This window comes from Mycobacterium branderi, from assembly GCF_010728725.1.
GTDB lineage: Bacteria > Actinomycetota > Actinomycetes > Mycobacteriales > Mycobacteriaceae > Mycobacterium > Mycobacterium branderi.
The window spans coordinates 1,743,953-1,763,324 of record NZ_AP022606.1 but is presented as its reverse complement, the minus strand read 5'-3'; the positions used below and the strand labels follow the sequence as shown (position 1 = coordinate 1,763,324).

Sequence of the window (19,372 nt, the reverse complement as noted above, 5' to 3'; positions counted from 1 at the left end):
TAAAGTGTTCGACGTGCAGCGGGTGCTCCTTCTCGGACGCCGCGACGGGGTCTGATCACAGACCGGCTTCCCGTCGCGGGTGTTCGCGATGCGCCGGTCTGAGATCCCTCTAGACACCCCGGAGCAATCACCGTGACCAGCTTTCCCCCCGACTCGCCCGACGCTTTTTCGGCCAGTCGCACCATCACCAAACCGGCCGGCGCGCCCAACCCCGGCCAGCCCGCCTGGAACACCCAGCGCGGATCGGCGATGCCGATGCACCGCTACCGCCCATTCGCCCAGGAAGTCGAACCCGTCCGGCTGCCCGATCGCACCTGGCCCGACCGCGTCATCACCAAAGCGCCGATGTGGTGCGCGGTCGACCTGCGCGACGGCAACCAGGCGTTGATCGACCCGATGAGCCCGGCCCGCAAGCGCCGCATGTTCGACCTGCTGGTCCGCATGGGCTACAAGGAGATCGAGGTCGGTTTCCCGTCGGCCAGCCAGACCGACTTCGACTTCATCCGCGAGATCATCGAGCAGGACGCGATTCCCGGCGACGTCACGATTCAGGTGCTGACCCAGTGCCGGCCCGAGCTGATCGAGCGCACCTTCGTCGCGTGTGAGGGCGCGCCGCGGGCGATCGTGCATTTCTACAACTCGACGTCAATCTTGCAGCGCCGCGTGGTTTTTCGCGCGGACCGCCCGGCCGTGCAGGAGATCGCGGTAGAAGGCGCGCGCAAGTGCGTCGAGGAGGCCGCGAAATACCCTGGGACGCAATGGCGTTTCGAATACTCTCCGGAGTCCTATACCGGCACCGAGTTGGAGTACGCCAAGCAGGTGTGCGACGCGGTCGGCGACGTTATTCAGCCCACCCCGGACAACCCGATCATCTTCAACCTGCCGGCCACTGTGGAGATGGCCACGCCCAACGTGTATGCCGACTCGATCGAGTGGATGAGCCGGAATCTGAAACGTCGTGACTCGGTGATTCTCAGCCTGCATCCGCACAACGATCGCGGAACTGCCGTTGCCGCAGCCGAATTGGGCTATCAGGCCGGCGCCGACCGCATCGAGGGCTGCCTGTTCGGCAACGGCGAGCGTACCGGCAACGTGTGCCTGGTGACGCTGGGCCTGAACCTGTTCTCCCGCGGAGTCGACCCGCAGATCGACTTCTCCAACATCGACGAGATCCGTCGCACCGTGGAGTACTGCAACCAGCTGCCGGTACACGAACGTCACCCCTACGGAGGCGACCTGGTGTACACGGCGTTCTCCGGCAGCCACCAGGACGCCATCAACAAGGGCCTGGACCAGATGAAGATCGACGCCGATGCCGCCGACACCGACGTCGAGGACATGCTGTGGCAGGTGCCTTATCTGCCGATCGACCCGCGCGACGTCGGGCGCACCTACGAGGCGGTGATCCGGGTCAACTCGCAGTCCGGCAAGGGCGGGGTGGCCTACATCATGAAGGCCGACCACGGGCTGGCGCTGCCGCGGCGGCTGCAGATCGAGTTCTCCCAGGTGATCCAGAAGATCGCCGACGGAGAGGGCGGCGAGGTCTCGCCGAAAGAGATGTGGGACGCGTTCGCCGAGGAGTACCTGGCCCCGGTGCGGCCGCTGGAGCGGATGCGTCAGCGGGTGATCGCCTCGGAGGTGGACGGCGGCACCGACCGCATCGAGGCCGTCGTCAAGATCGACGGAACCGAGACCGAGATCAGCGGCACCGGCAATGGCCCACTGGCCGCGTTCGTCGACGCGTTGAGCCGCGTCGGCTTCCCCGTCCACGTCCTTGACTACTCCGAGCACGCCATGAGTGCCGGTGAGGAGGCGCAGGCAGCGGCGTACGTGGAGGCATCGGTGGCCGGTAAGACGGTGTGGGGCGTGGGCATCGCGCCGTCGATCACCACCGCGTCGCTGCGCGCCGTGGTCTCGGCGGTCAACCGCGCAGCGCGTTAGGGGCCGAGGATGTTGCACACATTCTGGGACTTCCTGTGGTCGGCGATCGTGGCGTTCGCGTTCATCGCGTACCTGCTGATCCTGTTCAACATCATCGGCGACCTGTTCTGGCGTGACCACCAAACCTCGGGCGGCGTCAAGGCGCTCTGGGTGGTGTGCCTGATCCTGTTCCCGTACCTGACTGCGCTGATCTACCTGATCACCCGCGGCCAGAGCATGACCGCGCGGGCGCGGCAGGCCGCCGGGCCGTCACCAGCACAGGAGATCGCGCACGCCAAGGAGCTGCTGGACGCCGGAACCATCACCCCGGCCGAGTTCGACGCGCTCAAGGCCAAGGCGATCGGTTAGAAAAGTGCGAACTGTTCGCCGACGTCCTCGGGTTCGGTGAACTCCTCGACGCCGGTGCCGCCCACGACGGCGCCGACGCTCTCCATGAACTGCGTGTCGGTAACCATCGGGACGCCCAGCTCGCGGGCCAGGTAGCCCTTGCCGTGCTCCGGCCGCGGCTCGTTGCACACCACCAGCGAGGTGTCGACGTCGACGGCGTCGGTGTAGGCCAGCCCGGCGTGCAGGATCCGCTCGACGAGTTCCTCGTGGGTGCGGGTGCATTCGGCGGCCAGCGCCACCCGCATGCCTTGCACCAACGGCCGGCCGGAGACGTACGGGCCGGGGTTGAGATACGGGCACGGCATCCGTGACGCCAGCATTTTCAGCGGCCGCAGCTCCTCGTGCGTGACGCGGCCGTTGGGCCAGCGCCGGCGGGTGACCGGCCGCACCGGCAGCCACACGTCGCGCTCACGTGCCCGCTCGAGTGCGGCCCCCAGCACCCGGGTGAGCACCAGGGCGTCGTCGAACGCGTCGTGCGGCCTTTGCTGGGCGACTCCCCAATGCGCGGCCAGCGTCTCCAAGCGCAGGTTGTCGATGCCGAGCCCGAGCCGTCGAGCCAGCTCGACTGTGCACATGACGGTGTCGATCGGCAGTTCGGCGTCGGCGATCTCGGCCTCGGCGGCCAGGAAGGAGTAGTCGAACGCGACGTTGTGCGCGACCAGCGTGCGGCCGTCGAGCACTTTGATCACGTCGTCGACGATGTCGGCGAACTGGGGCTGGTCCTCGAGCATGGCGGCGGTCAGCCCGTGCACGTGGGTGGGGCCCGGGTCGACACCGGGATTGAGCAGGCTGACGACGGATTGCTCCACGCGCCCGTCGGCGTCGAGGGCGAGCGCCGCCAGGCTGATGATGCGGGCCTGGCCCGGCCGGAAGCCCGAGGTTTCGACATCGATGACGGCCCAGCCGGTGCAGGCTTCATCGGCCGGCCGACCCCAGATCGTCCCCATAAAGCGAGGATGGCACGGCGGACCGACATCGCCGGTTCGCTGCGCGACGGGTCGCCAACTTAAACTTCTGCGGGTGATTACCGCCCGTGGACGCCTCGCCCTGGCCGCAGGAGCCAGCGCGCGGTGGGCGTCGCGGGCAACCGGTCGCGGTGCCGGGGCCATGATCGGCGGGCTGGTGGCGATGACGCTGGACCGCTCGATCCTGCGTCAGCTGGGCTCGGGCCGGCGCACGGTGATCGTGACCGGAACCAACGGCAAGTCGACGACCACACGGATGGCCGCGGCGGCGCTCGGCACGCTCGGCGCGGTGGCCACCAACGCCGAGGGCGCCAACATGGACGCCGGCTTGGTGGCGGCGCTGGCCGCCCGCCGCGACGCGGGGTTGGCCGCGCTTGAGGTCGACGAGATGCACGTCCCACATGTGGCCGACGCCGTCGACCCCAGCGTCGTCGTCCTGCTCAACCTGTCCCGCGACCAGCTCGACCGGGTCGGCGAGATCAACGTGATCGAACGCACGCTGCGGGCCGGGCTGGCCCGCCACCCGTCGACCGTGGTGGTCGCCAACTGCGACGACGTGCTGATGACCTCGGCGGCCTACGACAGCCCGCACGTGGTGTGGGTGGCCGCGGGTGGCGGCTGGGCGTCCGACTCGGTGAGCTGCCCGCGCAGCGGCGAAGTGATCGTTCGCGACAAGACCCACTGGTATTCCACCGGGGCCGACTTCAAGCGCCCCAGCCCGCAGTGGTGGTTCGACGACGAGATGCTCTACGGCCCGGACGGTTTGGCGCTGCCGATGCGGCTGGCGTTGCCGGGCGCGGTGAACCGGGGCAACGCCGCCCAGGCGGTGGCGGCTGCGGTCGCTTTAGGTGCGGATCCGGCTTTAGCCGTCGAAGCGGTGTCTGGGGTCGACGAGGTCGCGGGCCGGTACCGCACGGTCCGCGTTGGCGACCACGACGTGCGGATGCTGCTGGCCAAGAACCCGGCCGGCTGGCAGGAGGCGTTGTCGATGGTCGACAAGCACGCGGCCGGGGTGGTCATCTCGGTCAACGGACAGGTGCCCGACGGCGAAGACCTGTCCTGGCTGTGGGACGTGCGCTTCGAGCACTTCGAGGACACGGTGGTGGTCGCCGCCGGTGAGCGGGGCACCGACCTGGCGGTGCGGCTCGGCTATGCGGGCGTGCAGCACACGCTGGTGCACGACACCGTGCGCGCGATCGCGTCGTGCCCGCCGGGACGCGTCGAGGTGGTCGCCAACTACACGGCGTTTCTGCAGCTGCAGCGGCGGTTACGGTGACGGTCCGCATCGGGCTGGTGCTGCCCGACGTGATGGGCACCTACGGCGACGGCGGCAACGCCGTGGTGCTGCGGCAGCGCCTGCGGTTGCGGGGCATCGCCGCCGAGATTGTCGAGATCACGCTGGCCGACCCGGTGCCGGAGTCATTGGATCTGTACACGCTGGGCGGGGCCGAGGACTACGCGCAACGGCTGGCGACCAGGCACTTGATCAAGCATCCGGGCCTGCAGCGCGCCGCGGCCCGCGGCGCGCCGGTGCTGGCGATCTGCGCGGCCATCCAGGTGCTGGGCCTTTGGTATGAGACGTCGGCAGGTGAGCGGGTCGACGGCGTCGGCCTGCTCGACGCCACCACTTCGCCCCAGGCCAAGCGCACGATCGGCGAGGTGGTCAGCACGCCGCTGCTCGACGGGTTGACGCAGCCGCTGACCGGCTTCGAGAACCACCGGGGTGGGACGGTGCTGGGCCCGGCGGCGAGGCCGCTCGGCGCGGTGGTCAAGGGCGCCGGCAACCGGGCCGGGGACGGCTTCGACGGCGTGGTGCAGGGCAGCGTGGTCGCGACCTACATGCACGGCCCGTGCCTGGCCCGCAATCCCGAGCTGGCCGACTACCTGCTCAGCAGGGTCGTCGGAGAATTGGCGCCGCTGAAGTTGCCGGAAGTGGAGTTGCTGCGCCGCGAACGCCTGCGCGCCTAAGAGCGTAGGACGGCGACACTTAAACGTCTGCGACGACACGCCGGGGCGCTTCGCAATGGTTTAAGTCTCGCGGTAACCCCGACCGACTAGGGCGGCACGAACGCGCCCGATGATGTCCTCGCGCGTATCACCGGCAATCACCCGGATCACGATCCAGCGCATCGCTTCGAGCTTGCGCAGCCGCCGCTGATCCTTCCGCCACTGCTTGGGGTCACTGCGGTGGTGATCGCCGTCGTACTCGGTCGCGACTTTGTACTTTTCCCAGCCCATGTCCAGTACGGCAACCAGATGCCAGTTCTCATGGACCGGTATCTGCGTGGTCGGCGTCGGAAACCCCGCGTCGATCAGCAGCAGCCGCAGCCAGGTCTCTTTGGGTGAGGCGGCGCCGCCGTCCACCAAGGGCAGTGCCTCCCGCAACCGCCGCAGACCGCGAGCCCCCGGATAGCGCTTGGCCAGCAGCAACACGTCCTCTGCTGAAAACGGTGTGGCCCGCGTGAGCGCATCGAGGCGGGCGACCGCCTGATCGCGCGGTAGTTGTCGACTCAGATCATAGGCAGTACGCGCGACAGTGGTAACCGGCAACCGGGCCACGTGGGTGATCTCGTCCTCCGCCAAACGTTGATTGCGGGTTATCAAGCCTGCCGGCGGATTTGGGTTGCGCCAGATCAACTCAACGGGCTCGTCGTCGTCGATCCACCTCGCGCCATGCAGTGCCGCGGCGGCGAGTCCGGCCAGCACCCCGCGCCTACCTGACCACAGCCATGCCGCAGCCGAACGCGTTCGAAGCGACTGAACCGCGTAATCGGCCACATAGACGTTGGGATAGATCGAGCGGCACTCAGTCCGCAATTGATAGGGGCTCAGCCTCCCCTGCTGTACAGCCTCGCTGCCCACGAACACGTCGTCCATGGCTGGACGTTGTCACACCCCACCGACACGTCCACCGAGACTTAAACAACTGCGAAGCGCCCCGGCGTGTCGTCGCAGAGGTTTAAGTGTCGCGGCAAAAAGTCAAGCCATCGCGCGGCGCCCCGTCAGCGCGCGGCCCAGAGTCAGCTCGTCGGCGAACTCCAGATCCCCGCCCATCGGCAGACCGGACGCAATCCGCGTCACGGTCAGGCCCGGGATATCGCGCAGCATCCGCACCAGGTAGGTGGCCGTCGCCTCGCCCTCGGTGTTGGGGTCGGTGGCGATGATGACTTCGGTAATGTCGACGCCGTCGACCTGCTCACCGATCCGGTTCAGCAGCTCGCGGATCCGCAGCTGCTCAGGACCGACCCCGGACAGCGGGTCCAACGCCCCGCCCAGCACGTGGTAGCGGCCGCGGAATTCGCGGGTGCGCTCGATGGCCTGGACGTCTTTGGGCTCCTCGACGACGCACACCAGAGATGCATCTCGACGGGTATCAGAACAAATTCGGCACCGCTCGTCGTCGGAGACGTTGCCGCACACAGCGCAGAACCGCACGCCGTCGCGGACCCTGCCCAGCACCGCGGTCAGCCGGTCGATGTCGGACGGTTCGACGGACAACAGGTGAAAGGCGATGCGCTGCGCGCTCTTCGGCCCGATCCCCGGCAGCTTGCCGAGCTCGTCGATCAGATCCTGGACCGGCCCTTCAAACAAGTCAGGACCCCGGCATACCCAACGCGCTGCCCATCCCGCCGGCCAGCGGGCCGAGTTGCTCCTGCGCCATCGTGGTGACCTGCGCCGAGGCGTCGGCCAACGCGCCGACGATCAGGTCCTGCAGGGTCTCGACGTCGTCGGGGTCGACGACCTTGGGGTCGATCTTGACCGCGACCACCTCGCCGCTGCCTTTGACGGTGACCTCGACCAGCCCTCCGCCGGCTTTGCCATGCACCTCGGAGTTGGCGAGCCGCTGCTGAGCGGCCATCAGCTGCTGCTGCATCTGCTGCGCCTGCGCGAGCAACGCCGACATGTCGGGCTGGCCTCCGGGTTGCATGACAGTCCCCTTGCGTCTTGGTCTCGAGTTGGTTTCATCCACAGCCATCCGGCGGTGCGAAACACCAAGCGTAGACGGCGCCGGGCTACCGTGGCGCAGTGCGCGTACCAGTTTGCTTGCGTGTCGGCATCGCGATGGTCCTAGGCGTACTGACCGTCGGCCCGGCGCCCGCTGTGCCGACTGCCAAGGCGGCTCCCACCAGCATCGCCGGCATGATCGTGTTCCTCGACCCCGGCCACAACGGCGCCAACGACGCCTCGATCAGCCGGCAGGTGCCGACCGGCCGCGGCGGCACCAAGGACTGTCAGGCCAGCGGCACCAGCACCAACGACGGCTATCCGGAGCACACCTTCACCTGGGACACCACGCTGCGGATCCGCGCCGCGCTCAACGCGCTGGGCGCCCGCACCGCCCTGTCCCGCGGCAACGACAACGCGCTGGGCCCCTGCGTCGACCAGCGCGCCGAGATGGCCAATGCGTTGCACCCCAACGCCATCGTGTCGATCCACGCCGACGGCGGCCCCCCGACGGGCCGGGGATTCCACGTCAACTACTCCGCCCCGCCGCTCAACCAGGCCCAGGCCGGACCGTCGGTGCAGTTTGCCCGCATCATGCGCGACCAACTGCAGGCCTCGGGCATCCCGCCCGCCAACTACATCGGCCAGAACGGCCTCTACGGGCGCTCCGACCTGGCCGGGCTGAATCTCGCCCAGTATCCGGCTGTTCTCGTCGAATGCGGCAACATGAAGAACCCCGCCGACTCGGCGCTGATGCAAACCGAAGCCGGCCGGCAAAAGTACGCCGACGCCGTCGTCAAAGGCATCGCGGGCTTTTTGGCTAGCTCTCCAGCTGCTTCTTGAGATTCGCCAGCACCTCGGACTGAATCTTCTTCAGCCCCAGCGGCGCGAACGTTTTCTCGAAGAAGCCCTTCACACCGCCGGCACCCGTCCAGGTGGTCTTGACGGTGACGCTGGACCCCGGCCCGGCCGGAGCCACCGTCCAGTTGGTGACCATCGTCGAGTTGGCGTCCTTCTCGATGACGGCGTGGCCGGCGACGTCGACGCTGGCCTGTACGTCGCGGACACGGGATTTGGTGGCCTGCAGCTTCCACTTGGCGACCGTGCCCTGCCCCTGACCACCCTGCAGCACCTGGTAGTCGCTGTAGTGCGAGGACAGGATTTTGGGGCGCACGTTCTGGTAATCGGCCACCGCATTCAACACGGCGTCGGGTGCCGCGTTGATCAAGATCGTACTGGCCGCGCTGACCTGTCCCATCAGGCAAGACTCCTTTGCTGTGGATGTACTGACACCGCGCGCCGCACGCTGCGACCGCCGCTTTCGGGGACTAGGGTATATGTGGTGCCTGTCCCCGAAGCCGCACTGGAGGTTCACCGGGCGGGCGTCGAGCGGTTGTTGGGGAGCTATCGCTCCATCCCCGCGACGGCGTCCGTCCGACTTGCCAAGCCCACCTCGAATTTGTTTCGGGCGCGGGCCAAACGCAGTGCGCCCGGGCTGGATACGTCAGGTCTGACGAACGTCATCTCGGTCGATCCCGACGCGCGCACCGCCGACGTGGCCGGCATGTGCACCTACGAAGATCTGGTCGCCGCCACGCTGCCGTACGGGCTGTCGCCGCTGGTGGTCCCGCAGCTGAAGACCATCACGCTCGGTGGCGCGGTCACCGGCCTGGGTATCGAGTCGGCGTCGTTCCGCAACGGTTTGCCCCACGAGTCGGTGCTGGAGATGGACATCCTCACCGGTGCAGGCGAATTGCTCACCGTATCGGCCAACCAGCATCCCGACTTGTATCGCGCGTTTCCCAACTCCTATGGCACGCTTGGCTACTCGACGCGGTTGCGGATCGAGCTCGAGCCGGTCAAGCCGTTCGTGGCGTTGCGGCACATCCGTTTCCACACGCTCGGTGACATGGTGGCGGCCATGGACCGCATCATCGACACCGGCGGGTTCGACGGCGTGCCGGTCGACTACCTCGACGGCGTGGTGTTCGGTGCCGACGAGAGCTACCTGTGCGTCGGAGTGCGGACCAGCACGCCCGGGCCGGTCAGCGACTACACCGGCCAGGACATCTACTACCGGTCGATCCAGCACGACAGCGGCGTCAAAGAAGACCGGTTGACCATTCACGACTACTTCTGGCGCTGGGACACCGACTGGTTCTGGTGCTCGCGGTCGTTCGGCGCCCAGAATCCGCGGATCAGGCGCTTCTGGCCGAGGCGCTACCGGCGCAGCAGCGTCTACTGGAAGCTGGTGGCGCTCGACCAGCGGTTCAACATCGCCGACCGGATCGAGAAACGCAACGGCCGCCCGCCGCGGGAACGGGTGGTGCAAGACATCGAGGTGCCCATCGAACGGACCGAAGAGTTCCTCGAGTGGTTCCTCGACAACGTGCCCATCTCACCGGTCTGGCTGTGCCCCTTACGCTTACGCGACCAGGACGGCTGGCCGCTGTATCCGATCCGCCCGGGCCGGACCTACGTCAATGTCGGCTTCTGGTCGTCGGTTCCGGTCGGTGCCACCGAGGGCGCGACGAACCGGTTGATCGAGGCCAAGGTGGGCGAACTCGACGGCCACAAGTCGCTGTACTCGGACTCGTATTACACCCGCGAGAAGTTCGACGAACTCTACGGCGGAGAGGCCTACAAAACGGTAAAGAAAACCTATGACCCGGATTCGCGTCTTCTCGACCTCTACGCAAAGGCGGTGCAACGGCGATGACGACGATCAAAGAGGCTAGGGCACATTCTTCGGTCACCGGCAAGTTGAGCCTGGCCGAGATCTTGGCGATTTTCACCGAAGGCGGCCAGCAGCCGCTGAAGTTCACTGCCTACGACGGCAGCAGCGCCGGTCCGGACGACGCCGTACTGGGCTTGGACCTGTTGACGCCGCGCGGCACGACGTATCTGGCCACCGCGCCGGGTGAGCTCGGGTTGGCCCGCGCCTACATATCGGGTGATCTGGAGGCGCGCGGCGTGCACCCCGGCGACCCCTACCCGCTACTGAAGACGCTGGCCGACAAGCTCGAGTTCAAGCGGCCCTCCCCGCTGGTCTTGGCCAACATCGTCCGCTCGATCGGGTTGGAGCGGCTGGTGCCCATCCCGCCGCCGCCGCAGGAGGCGCTGCCGCGCTGGCGTCGGCTCGCAGAAGGCTTGCGGCACAGCAAGACTCGCGACGCCGAGGCCATTCATCACCACTACGACGTCTCCAACACGTTCTACGAGTGGGTGCTCGGTCCGTCGATGACCTACACCTGCGCGGTCTACCCCGACGCCGACGCCACGCTGGAGGAAGCGCAGGACAACAAGTATCGGCTGGTCTTCGACAAGCTGCGCCTGCAGTCGGGCGACCGGTTGCTCGACGTCGGCTGCGGCTGGGGCGGCATGGTTCGCTACGCCGCCCGCCGCGGTGTCCGCGCCATCGGCGCCACGCTGTCCGCCGAGCAGGCCAAGTGGGCGCAAGACAAGATCGCCGAAGAGGGACTTTCCGATCTGGCCGAGGTGCGCCACTCCGACTACCGCGACGTCCGCGAAACCGGCTTCGACGCGGTGTCGTCGATCGGGCTGACCGAGCACATCGGCGTCAAGAACTACCCGGCGTACTTCGGCTTCCTGAAGTCGAAGCTGCGCACCGGTGGCCTGTTGCTCAATCACTGCATCACCCGCCACGACAACCGCTCGATGTTCCGGGCCGGCGGGTTCACCGACCGCTACGTGTTCCCGGACGGCGAGCTGACTGGTTCGGGCCGCATCATCACCGAAATCCAAGACATCGGTTTCGAGGTGCTGCACGAGGAGAACTTCCGGCACCACTACGCGATGACGCTGCGCGACTGGTGCGCAAACCTGGTGGCGCACTGGGACGAAGCCGTCGACGAGGTGGGGTTGGCGACCGCCAAGATTTGGGGCCTGTACATGGCTGCTTCGCGAGTTGGCTTCGAGTACAACAAGATTCAGCTGCACCATGTGCTGGCCAGCAAAGTCGACGCGCGCGGCAACGACGAGCTGCCGTTGCGGCCTTGGTGGAAGCCGTAGCCTTAGGCCTTCTCGATTCGGCGGGCGCCCAATTCGTTCTGCAGCAACTCGAGCGCGGCCTCTTCCGGGTCGCGCCGCGGCGCCGACAAGTCGTCTCGCCCCGCCTCGGCCATCATGCTGTCTTCTTCGCTGGGCGCCGCGTCCGGCGGATCGCTCAGCGTGGGGGTACCCGGTTCGCAACGCACCCGCCAGTCGACACCCAGTGCGTCTTTGAGCGCTTCGGCAATAACGTCGGCGTTGCGCTGTTCGCACAGTCGCCTGGCCAGCGGCGCGGACTCGTGCGTCAGCACCAACGTGTTGCCCTCGACCGCGCGTACCGTCGCCCCGGCCAGCATCACCTCGGTGGTGCGGCTTCGCTGACGAACCTTGTCGCGCACCGTCGGCCACAGGGTCCGCACCGCGGCCGCACTCGGCTCGCCCGCGCTGGGCGGCGGTGCGGGCTGTGGAGCCGGCTCCGGCGCCGGATCACGCTGCGGCTCAGAAGGTTTCGGCCTGGGAGCCGGCCGCGCGGGCTGCGCCGGGATCGACATGTCCAGCCTGGTCTCGATCCGCTCGACGCGTTGCAGCAGAGCCGATTCGGTGTCGCTGGCCGACGGCAGCAGCAAGCGCGCGCAGATCACTTCCAGCAGCAGCCGCGGCGCCGTCGCGCCGCGCATCTCGCCCAGGCCGGCCTGCACCACTTCGGCGTAGCGGGTCAGCGTCGCGGCGCCAAGCCTGGCGGACTGGTCACGCATCCGATCGAGCACGTCTTCCGGCGCATCCACCACACCGCGCGCTGCGGCGTCCGGAACCGCTTGCAGCACAAGTAGATCGCGGAAGCGCTCCAACAGGTCCGTCGCGAATCGGCGGGGATCGTGTCCGGCGTCGATCACCGATTCCACCGCCCCGAACAACGCCGCGGCGTCGCCGGCGGCCAGCGCGTCGACGGCGTCGTCGATCAGCGCGACGTCGGTGGCGCCGAGCAACCCCAGCGCCCGCTGGTAGCCCACATGATTCCCGTCGGCGCCGGCCAGCAGCTGGTCTAGCACCGACAGCGTGTCGCGCGGTGAGCCGCCGCCGGCGCGAATCACCAACGGATACACCGCCTCGTCGACGACGACACCTTCTTGCTCGCAGATCCGCTCGATCAGCGACCGCATGGTGCGCGGCGGCAGCAGCCGGAACGGATAGTGATGGGTGCGCGAGCGGATGGTCGGCAACACCTTCTCCGGCTCCGTGGTGGCGAACACGAAGATCAGATGCTCGGGCGGCTCTTCGACGATCTTGAGCAGCGCGTTGAATCCCGCGGTGGTCACCATGTGCGCCTCGTCGACGATGAACACCCGGTAGCGCGACTGGGCCGGCGCGTAGAACGCTCGGTCCCGCAGCTCGCGGGTGTCGTCCACACCGCCGTGGCTTGCGGCGTCGAGTTCGACGACGTCGATGCTGCCGGGCCCGTTGGGTGCCAGCGCGACGCAGGACTCACACACGCCGCACGGCGTGGCCGTCGGCCCTTCCGCGCAGTTCAGCGACCGGGCCAGGATGCGCGCCGACGAGGTCTTGCCGCAGCCGCGCGGGCCGGAGAACAGATACGCGTGGTTGATCCGGCCCGCCGCCAGCGCGGTGGACAGCGGTTCGGTGACGTGCTCTTGCCCCACCACCTCGGCGAAGGTTGCCGGTCGGTACTTGCGGTAGAGGGCCACGGTCAGCAGGTTACCGACGCGGTCCGACGCTAGCCCGGTCCAGCAACGACTCGGTGGCGGCCAGCAGCGCGCAGGTCGCCAGCCCGTCGATCGCATAGCGCAGGTCGGGTAACGACGGGAATGTCGGCGCGATCCGGATGTTCTTGTCTTCCGGGTCTTTTCGGTACGGGAACGACGCCCCCGCTTCGGTCACCGCGATACCGGCGTCCTTGGCCAGGGCGACGGTGCGCCGCGCCGTGCCGGGCAGCACGTCGAGGCTGACGAAGTAGCCGCCCTTGGGGTCGGTCCACGACGCGATCTTGGACGCGCCCAGCCGCTGCTCCAGGACCTCGGCCACCAGCGCGAATTTCGGCGCGAGGATCTGCTGGTGGCGCAGCATCTGCAGGCGCACGCCGTCGGCGTCGCCGAAGAAGCGTAAATGCCGCAGCTGGTTGACCTTGTCCGGGCCGATCGACTTCTTGCCGGCGTACTGCAGATACCAGGCGATGTTGCCCAGCGATCCGCCGAAGAAGCTGACCCCGGCGCCGGCGAAGGTGATCTTCGACGTCGACGCGAAGACATACGGCCGGTTGGGGTTGCCGGCAGCGGCGGCCAGCCCGAGCACGTCGACCTGGCGGACAAAGTCCAGCGTCAGGGTGTGCACGGCGTAGGCGTTGTCCCAGAACAACCGAAAATCGTTTGCGGCGGTGCGCATCTGGACCAACCGCCGAACCGTTTCCCAGGAGTAGGTCACGCCCGTCGGATTGGCGAACACCGGCACCGTCCACATGCCTTTGATGGCGGGGTCGACGGCGACCAGTTCCTCGATCAGGTCGACGTCGGGTCCGTCGTCGCGCATCGGGATCGGGATCATCTCGATGCCCATCGTCTCGGTGATCGCGAAATGCCGGTCGTAGCCGGGCACCGGGCACAGGAACTTGACGTTCGGCTCCTGAATCCACGGCCGCGGGGAGTCCACGCCGCCGTGCAGCATCGAGAAGACGATCACGTCGTGCATGAACTCGAGGCTGGCGTTGTTGCCGGCGATGAGGTTGGGCACTGGAATGCCGAGCAGCTCGCCGAAGATGGCCCGCAGCTCCGGCAGACCGTGCAGGCCGCCGTAGTTGCGGGTGTCGGTGCCTTCCTCGTCGCGGTAGTTGTCGCCGGGCAGGGAAAGCAACGCGTTGGACAGGTCGAGCTGTTCGGGTGCCGGCTTGCCGCGGGTGAGGTCGAGACTCAGCTTCTTCGCCTGCAGGTCGGCGTACTCCTGCTGGTGGCGCGCGTGCTGGGCCGCGAGTTCCTCACGGCCGAGTGAATGAAACGACACCATGCGCCTTTCACCGTCAACGCCGTGGAATGTGGGGGGACCCCGCGCACCCGCTAGAGCCCGTTGACCCTTGCTGCCTTCCGGCCCTGGGGGAGTTCACAGGATAAACGCCGCGCGGGGTCCACGGCGAGTCTAGTACCTGGGTTACGCGAACCTGCCTCGGCGGTGTTGATTGCCCGGCTTCTCCTCGGGTCGCGGCCGACCCGCATCGTCACCGGGCTAACATGGCCGACGGAGGATTCGCCTAGTGGCCTATGGCGCTCGCCTGGAACGCGGGTTGGGTTAATAGCCCTCGCGGGTTCAAATCCCGCATCCTCCGCACTCGGTCCGCGGCGCGGCCAGGCACGATGTTCGCAGTCTGGTCGCCCCGGGCCACAGCTTGAGGAGGGGTATGGGGCGCACGGCCGCCACGCTGTGGCACGCGTCGTTCTCGATTGCCGCGGGTGTCCTCTACTTCTTCTTCGTGTTGCCGCGCTGGCCTGAGCTGATGGGTGACACCTCGCACGCGTTGGGCACGACGCTGCGCATCGTCACCGGCGTCGTGATCGCCCTGGCCGCATTGCCGGTGGTGTTCACGCTGTTGCGGACCCGCAAGCCCGAGTACGGCACTCCGCAGCTGGCCTTGAATCTGCGTACCTGGTCGATCGCGGCACACGTGCTGGCGGGTGTGCTGATTGTCGGCACCGCGATCAGTGAGATCTGGTTGAGCCTCGATGCCGTCGGGCAGTGGTTGTTCGGGATCTACGGCGCCGCGGCGGCGATTGCTGTGTTGGGCATTGCCGCGTTCTCCCTGTCGTTCGTCGCCGAGTTGCCGCCGCCACCGCCGAAACCGATCAAACCCAAGAAGGAGCGGCGACGTCTGCGCCGCAAGCGCAAGGAAGATAAGGAAGAAGCCGAGACCGAGACGGCCGAGGAGACCGAGGAGGTTTCGGCCGAGGCCAGCACAGAAGCCGGCGAACCTGAGTCGACGGCCGAGGAACCCGAGTCCGAGGCCGACGAGTTACCTGCCGCCGACGACACCGTCGTCGCCGAGGAACCCCGGGGTGGGCTGCGCAACCGCCGCCCGAGCGGTAAGTCCTCGCGTCGGCGCCGGCGCTCGCGCGGCGGGGTCGCCGTCGACGATAAGTAGGGCTATCAAACTCGACCGCCCTTCCATATGCTGAGCAGGTGCCCAACACGGCGTCGTGCCAGCGACAGCCGTACCTAGGTTCCGGGAATGTTCTGCAGCTTGGGTGCGAGGTCGGGGCAGTAGAAGCTGATGGCGGAGCCCAGGAATTGGTAGGTCTGCACCTGAGTGGTGCCCCGCGGCAAGTTGTGGGACAGGAATCGGGCAGACGCGGCAGCGTCGGGGTCGACACCGTCGCCGAGCCGCCGGCAAGCGATCTTGGCGATATAAGGGTTGTAGTCGTGCGGACCGTAAATGCCGTAGCCGTTGATCTGGTAATTGAAGTCCGTGTCGGGGTCGGCATGTGCCGGCGCGGCCAGGCCGATCGCAACGGCAATGGCGGCGACTGGGGCGAGCCTCGCTACCTTCATGGGCAGGATGCTACCGCTCATCAGCTCACCGCGTTTCCCATCCGCGCCACCAATTCGACTGTTCGACCAGCGCATCGAGTCGCCTCCCTACCCGGTTTCCGTGAATCGCAACTTCCGATTAGAGTAGCTAAGGTTACACATAAGCTAATTAGTTGAGCTTCTTCGCCCCCGTTAAGGATGGAAGCAGGCATGACACTGTCCGAGCCGTTGCGCATCAGAGGGTAACGAGGTTATCGATGTATGCGCTTCTCAAACGCACCTGGTTGCCGCTCGTTGTCGTGGTGGTCGTCGCCGTCGGTGTGTTCGCGGTGTACCGGGTTCACGGGTACTTCGGCGCGGGCAACGCGGGAGGCAATTCGATCAAGTACGAAGACACCAAGCCGTTTAACCCCAAAGTGGTGATCTACGAGATCTGGGGCCAGAACGGCGCAATGGCCGACATCAACTACCTGGACCTCAACGCCACACCGCAGCGCGTGGACGGTGCGTCGTTGCCGTGGTCGCTGAAGTTGTCGACCACCGACCCCGCGGTGAGCCCCAACATCGTGGCTCAGGGCGACGGCGACACGATCGGCTGCCGCATCAGCGTCGACGGCGTCGTCAAAGACGAAAGGATCTCCAACGGCGTGAACGCCCAGACCTTCTGCTTGGTGAAATCCGGATGAGCATCTACCCCCCGACCGACGCACCCACCGACGCCATGCCGGTCCCCGTCCAGGCGGTCCGCGAGCGGCTGCCGCGCTGGATTCGCCGACTGGCAGTGCCGATCATCATCGCTTGGGTGGCGGTCACGGTCATCCTGAATGTCGTTGTGCCGCAACTGGATGTGGTCGGCCAGATGCGCACGGTGTCGATGAGCCCCAAAGACGCGCCGTCGATGATCGCGATGAAGCGCGTAGGTCAGGTATTCCACGAGTTCAAGTCCGACAGCTCGGCGATGGTCGTGCTGGAAGGTGACCAGCCGCTCGGAGACGCGGCACACAACTACTACAACGACCTGATCAAGAAGTTCCGGGCGGACACCAAGCACGTCGAAAACGTCCAGGACTTCTGGAGCGACCCGCTGACCGCGGCCGGATCGCAAAGCCCCGACGGCAAAGCCGCCTACGTCCAGGTCTACCTCGCCGGTAACCAGGGCGAGAGTCTGGCCAACGAGTCCGTCGAGGCGGTCCAGGACATCCTCAAGCACAACCCGCCACCGCCCGGCATACACGTCTACGCGACTGGGGCGGCCCCGCTTCTGGCCGATCAGCACCTCGCCGGCGACCGCAGCCTGAAACTCATCACCGGGCTGACCTTCCTGGTGATCATCGTGATGCTGCTGTTCGTCTACCGGTCCGTCGTCACGGTGCTGCTGGTGATGACGATGGTCTTCCTGGAGTTGGCCGCGGCCCGCGGCGTGGTGGCATTTTTGGGCTACCACAACATCATTGGGCTCTCGACGTTCGCGGTGAACCTGTTGGTGATGCTGGCCATTGCCGCCGCGACGGACTATGCGATCTTCTTGTTCGGCCGCTATCAGGAGGCCCGCACCAACGGCGAGGATCGCGAATCCGCGTTCTACACGATGTACCGCGGGACAGGCCACGTGATCCTCGGCTCTGGTCTGACCATCGCCGGCGCGACCTTCTGCCTGCGCTTCACCCGGCTGCCCTACTTCCAGTCGCTCGGAATCCCCTTGGCGATCGGCATGCTCGTCGTGGTCTTTGCCGCGCTGACGCTGGGCGCTGGCGTCGTCGCAGTCGCAAGTCACTTCGGCTTGCTGGAGCCCAGACGAGCGATGCGGATCCGCGGATGGCGGAAGATCGGCGCAGCGGTCGTGCGCTGGCCGGGGCCAGTCCTGGCCGCCACGGTTGCGATCGCGCTCATCGGCCTGATCACTCTGCCCAGTTACCGACCCGGCTACGACAACCGCAATTACATGCCGTCCGACATCCCGGCAAACGTGGGATATGCCGCCGCGGACCGGCATTTTTCACAGGCCCGGATGAACCCGGAATTGCTGCTCATCGAAACCGACCACGATATGCGCAATCCCGCTGATTTCCTGGTGATCGACAAAGTAGCCAAGGCGGTTTTCCGGACGTCGGGCATCGGGCGTGTGCAGGCCATTACCCGGCCGCAGGGCACCCCGATCAATCACACGACGATCCCGTTCATGATCAGCATGCAGGGCACCACCCAGCAACTGAACATGAAATACATGCTGGACCGGATGGACGACATGCTGGTGCAGGCCGCCGAAATGCAAAAGACCATCGAAAACATGGAAAAGATGCTCGACATCACCAGGCAGATGGCGGACACCACACACAGCATGGTCGGCAAGATGCACGAAATGGAGGGCCACATCCAGGATTTGCGCCAGCACATGGCGGATTTCGAAGACATGTGGCGGCCGATCCGCAGCTACTTCTACTGGGAGAAGCACTGCTTCGACATCCCAATCTGCTGGTCACTGCGCTCGGTTTTCGACGCGCTCGACGGCGTCGACATCATGACCGACGACATCCAGAATCTGATGCCCGACATGGACCGGCTGGACACCCTGATGCCGCAGATGCTGACGATCATGCCGCCCATGATCGAAACGATGCAGGTCATGAAGACCATGATGCTGACGATGCAGCAGACCATGGGCGGGCTGCAGCATCAGATGCAGGCGATGATGGACAACCAGTCGGCGATGGGTCACGCGTTCGACGACGCCAAGAACGACGACTCGTTCTATCTGCCGCCTGAGGCCTTCGACAACCCTGACTTCAAGCGCGGCTTGAAGATGTTCTTATCACCGGACGGTCACGCGGTCCGGATGATCATTTCGCACGAGGGCGATCCCGCGTCGCCCGAAGGCATTTCGCACGTCGAGCCGATCAAGCACGCCGTGCACGAGGCCATCAAGGGCACGCCGTTGGAGGGCTCCAAGGTCTACCTGGGTGGCACCGCGGCCATCTATAAAGACATGTCCACGGGCTCGATGTATGACCTGCTGATCGCCGGAATAGCTTCGCTGTGCCTGATTTTCATTGTGATGCTGGTGATTACGCGAAGCATCATCGGCGCCGCGGTCATCGTCGGCACAGTGTTGCTCTCGCTGGGCAGCGCCTTCGGGCTGTCGGTGTTGATCTGGCAGCACATCGTCGGGCTCGACGTGCACTGGATGGTGCTGGCGATGTCGGTGATCATCCTGCTGGCCGTGGGGTCGGACTACAACCTGCTGTTGGTGGCTCGGTTCAAGGAGGAGATCCACGCCGGGCTGAAGACCGGCATCATCCGGTCGATGGGCGGCAGCGGATCCGTTGTCACCTCGGCGGGTCTGGTGTTCGCATTCACGATGATGGCCATGGTGGTCAGTGATCTGAGGGTCATCGGGCAGGTCGGGACCACGATCGGGTTGGGTCTGCTGTTCGACACGCTGATCGTGCGCTCGTTCATGACGCCGGCGATCGCCGCGCTGCTCGGCCGGTGGTTCTGGTGGCCGCAGAAGGTGCGTCCGAGGCCGGCCAGCGCTTTGCTGCGGCCGTATCCCCCGCGACCTGTGGTGCGTGAGTTGCTGACGACCGATTCGCGCTGAAAAT

18 protein-coding genes, 1 tRNA gene and 1 other RNA gene are annotated in these 19,372 nt (G+C 66.5%); 11 read left to right on the top strand and 9 right to left on the bottom strand.

The genetic code is table 11. The features are described 5' to 3' along the window. Positions 1-132 precede the first annotated feature (132 nt). Positions 133-1,941 carry a 2-isopropylmalate synthase gene (gene leuA, locus G6N47_RS09085; RefSeq protein ID WP_372517533.1) on the top strand — a complete coding sequence of 603 codons (1,809 nt, stop codon included), beginning with the start codon at positions 133-135 and terminating at the stop codon, positions 1,939-1,941. A 9-nt stretch (positions 1,942-1,950) separates the two neighbouring features. Further along, entirely contained in the window at positions 1,951-2,289 is a 339-nt protein-coding gene (locus tag G6N47_RS09080; RefSeq protein ID WP_083134480.1) for an SHOCT domain-containing protein, read from the top strand. On the opposite strand, the gene G6N47_RS09075 is transcribed toward G6N47_RS09080, so the two are convergent. Continuing rightward, positions 2,286-3,275, bottom strand: coding sequence for a DEDDh family exonuclease (locus tag G6N47_RS09075; protein ID WP_083134479.1), 990 nt, complete (start codon positions 3,273-3,275; stop codon positions 2,286-2,288). The genes G6N47_RS09080 and G6N47_RS09075 overlap by 4 nt on opposite strands. 73 nt (positions 3,276-3,348) lie before the next feature. On the opposite strand from G6N47_RS09075, the gene G6N47_RS09070 reads away from it, so the two are divergent. Together G6N47_RS09070 and G6N47_RS09065 are read left to right on the top strand one after the other, a co-directional pair. After that, positions 3,349-4,569 (top strand): Mur ligase family protein, encoded by a 1,221-nt coding sequence (locus tag G6N47_RS09070; protein WP_083134478.1) that lies wholly within the window; start codon positions 3,349-3,351, stop codon positions 4,567-4,569. Then, on the top strand, positions 4,566-5,261 hold the full coding sequence (locus G6N47_RS09065; protein WP_264007118.1) for a type 1 glutamine amidotransferase: 696 nt from the start codon (positions 4,566-4,568) through the stop codon (positions 5,259-5,261). The genes G6N47_RS09070 and G6N47_RS09065 overlap by 4 nt, the downstream gene beginning before the upstream one ends. 60 nt (positions 5,262-5,321) lie before the next feature. Here G6N47_RS09065 and G6N47_RS09060 read toward each other — a convergent pair whose 3' ends face one another. The 3 genes from G6N47_RS09060 to G6N47_RS09050 form a co-directional block, all read right to left on the bottom strand. Beyond that, a complete protein-coding gene (locus G6N47_RS09060) occupies positions 5,322-6,170 on the bottom strand; it encodes a PDDEXK family nuclease (protein ID WP_083134477.1) in 849 nt (282 codons plus the stop codon). 102 nt (positions 6,171-6,272) lie between these two features. Then, positions 6,273-6,884 (bottom strand): recombination mediator RecR, encoded by a 612-nt coding sequence (gene recR, locus G6N47_RS09055; protein WP_083134476.1) that lies wholly within the window; start codon positions 6,882-6,884, stop codon positions 6,273-6,275. Between the two features lies 1 nt (position 6,885). Continuing rightward, positions 6,886-7,221: a YbaB/EbfC family nucleoid-associated protein gene (locus tag G6N47_RS09050; RefSeq protein ID WP_083134475.1), complete on the bottom strand. Its 336-nt coding sequence runs from the start codon at positions 7,219-7,221 to the stop codon at positions 6,886-6,888. Between the two features lie 134 nt (positions 7,222-7,355). Here G6N47_RS09050 and G6N47_RS09045 point away from each other — a divergent pair, with 134 nt between their 5' ends. Next, on the top strand, positions 7,356-8,081 hold the full coding sequence (locus G6N47_RS09045) for an Rv3717 family N-acetylmuramoyl-L-alanine amidase (protein WP_083134511.1): 726 nt from the start codon (positions 7,356-7,358) through the stop codon (positions 8,079-8,081). On the opposite strand, the gene G6N47_RS09040 is transcribed toward G6N47_RS09045, so the two are convergent. Continuing rightward, positions 8,059-8,496, bottom strand: coding sequence for an SRPBCC family protein (locus tag G6N47_RS09040; protein WP_083134474.1), 438 nt, complete (start codon positions 8,494-8,496; stop codon positions 8,059-8,061). The two genes, G6N47_RS09045 and G6N47_RS09040, sit on opposite strands and share 23 nt — an antisense overlap. Positions 8,497-8,577: 81 nt before the next feature. Between G6N47_RS09040 and G6N47_RS09035 the strand changes: the two genes are divergently transcribed. Beyond that, positions 8,578-9,957 (top strand): FAD-binding oxidoreductase, encoded by a 1,380-nt coding sequence (locus G6N47_RS09035; protein ID WP_083134473.1) that lies wholly within the window; start codon positions 8,578-8,580, stop codon positions 9,955-9,957. Then, positions 9,954-11,270: a class I SAM-dependent methyltransferase gene (locus G6N47_RS09030; RefSeq protein ID WP_083134472.1), complete on the top strand. Its 1,317-nt coding sequence runs from the start codon at positions 9,954-9,956 to the stop codon at positions 11,268-11,270. The genes G6N47_RS09035 and G6N47_RS09030 overlap by 4 nt, the downstream gene beginning before the upstream one ends. A 2-nt stretch (positions 11,271-11,272) precedes the next feature. On the opposite strand, the gene G6N47_RS09025 is transcribed toward G6N47_RS09030, so the two are convergent. The 3 genes from G6N47_RS09025 to ffs form a co-directional block, all read right to left on the bottom strand. Further along, the gene (locus G6N47_RS09025) at positions 11,273-12,952 is read right to left on the bottom strand and encodes a DNA polymerase III subunits gamma/tau (protein ID WP_083134471.1); all 1,680 of its coding nucleotides are present in this window, start codon (positions 12,950-12,952) and stop codon (positions 11,273-11,275) included. Between the two features lie 10 nt (positions 12,953-12,962). Further along, positions 12,963-14,258: an aminotransferase class I/II-fold pyridoxal phosphate-dependent enzyme gene (locus G6N47_RS09020; protein ID WP_139799733.1), complete on the bottom strand. Its 1,296-nt coding sequence runs from the start codon at positions 14,256-14,258 to the stop codon at positions 12,963-12,965. Between the two features lie 31 nt (positions 14,259-14,289). Continuing rightward, an RNA gene (gene ffs / locus G6N47_RS09015) (signal recognition particle sRNA small type) lies at positions 14,290-14,384 on the bottom strand. 107 nt (positions 14,385-14,491) lie between these two features. On the opposite strand from ffs, the gene G6N47_RS09010 reads away from it, so the two are divergent. Together G6N47_RS09010 and G6N47_RS09005 are read left to right on the top strand one after the other, a co-directional pair. After that, a tRNA-Ser gene (locus tag G6N47_RS09010) sits at positions 14,492-14,577 on the top strand. A gap of 72 nt (positions 14,578-14,649) precedes the next feature. After that, a complete protein-coding gene (locus G6N47_RS09005; protein WP_083134469.1) occupies positions 14,650-15,387 on the top strand; it encodes a hypothetical protein in 738 nt (245 codons plus the stop codon). Between the two features lie 74 nt (positions 15,388-15,461). Here the strand turns inward: G6N47_RS09005 and G6N47_RS09000 are convergent, their stop codons facing one another. Continuing rightward, positions 15,462-15,794: a DUF732 domain-containing protein gene (locus tag G6N47_RS09000; RefSeq protein WP_083134510.1), complete on the bottom strand. Its 333-nt coding sequence runs from the start codon at positions 15,792-15,794 to the stop codon at positions 15,462-15,464. Positions 15,795-16,030: 236 nt separating this feature from the next. On the opposite strand from G6N47_RS09000, the gene G6N47_RS08995 reads away from it, so the two are divergent. Both G6N47_RS08995 and G6N47_RS08990 read left to right on the top strand, forming a co-directional pair. Continuing rightward, on the top strand, positions 16,031-16,459 hold the full coding sequence (locus tag G6N47_RS08995) for an MmpS family transport accessory protein (RefSeq protein WP_083134468.1): 429 nt from the start codon (positions 16,031-16,033) through the stop codon (positions 16,457-16,459). Continuing rightward, complete coding sequence (locus G6N47_RS08990) at positions 16,456-19,368, top strand: MMPL/RND family transporter (RefSeq protein ID WP_083134467.1); 2,913 nt, start codon at positions 16,456-16,458, stop codon at positions 19,366-19,368. The genes G6N47_RS08995 and G6N47_RS08990 overlap by 4 nt, the downstream gene beginning before the upstream one ends. Positions 19,369-19,372: the final 4 nt, after the last annotated feature.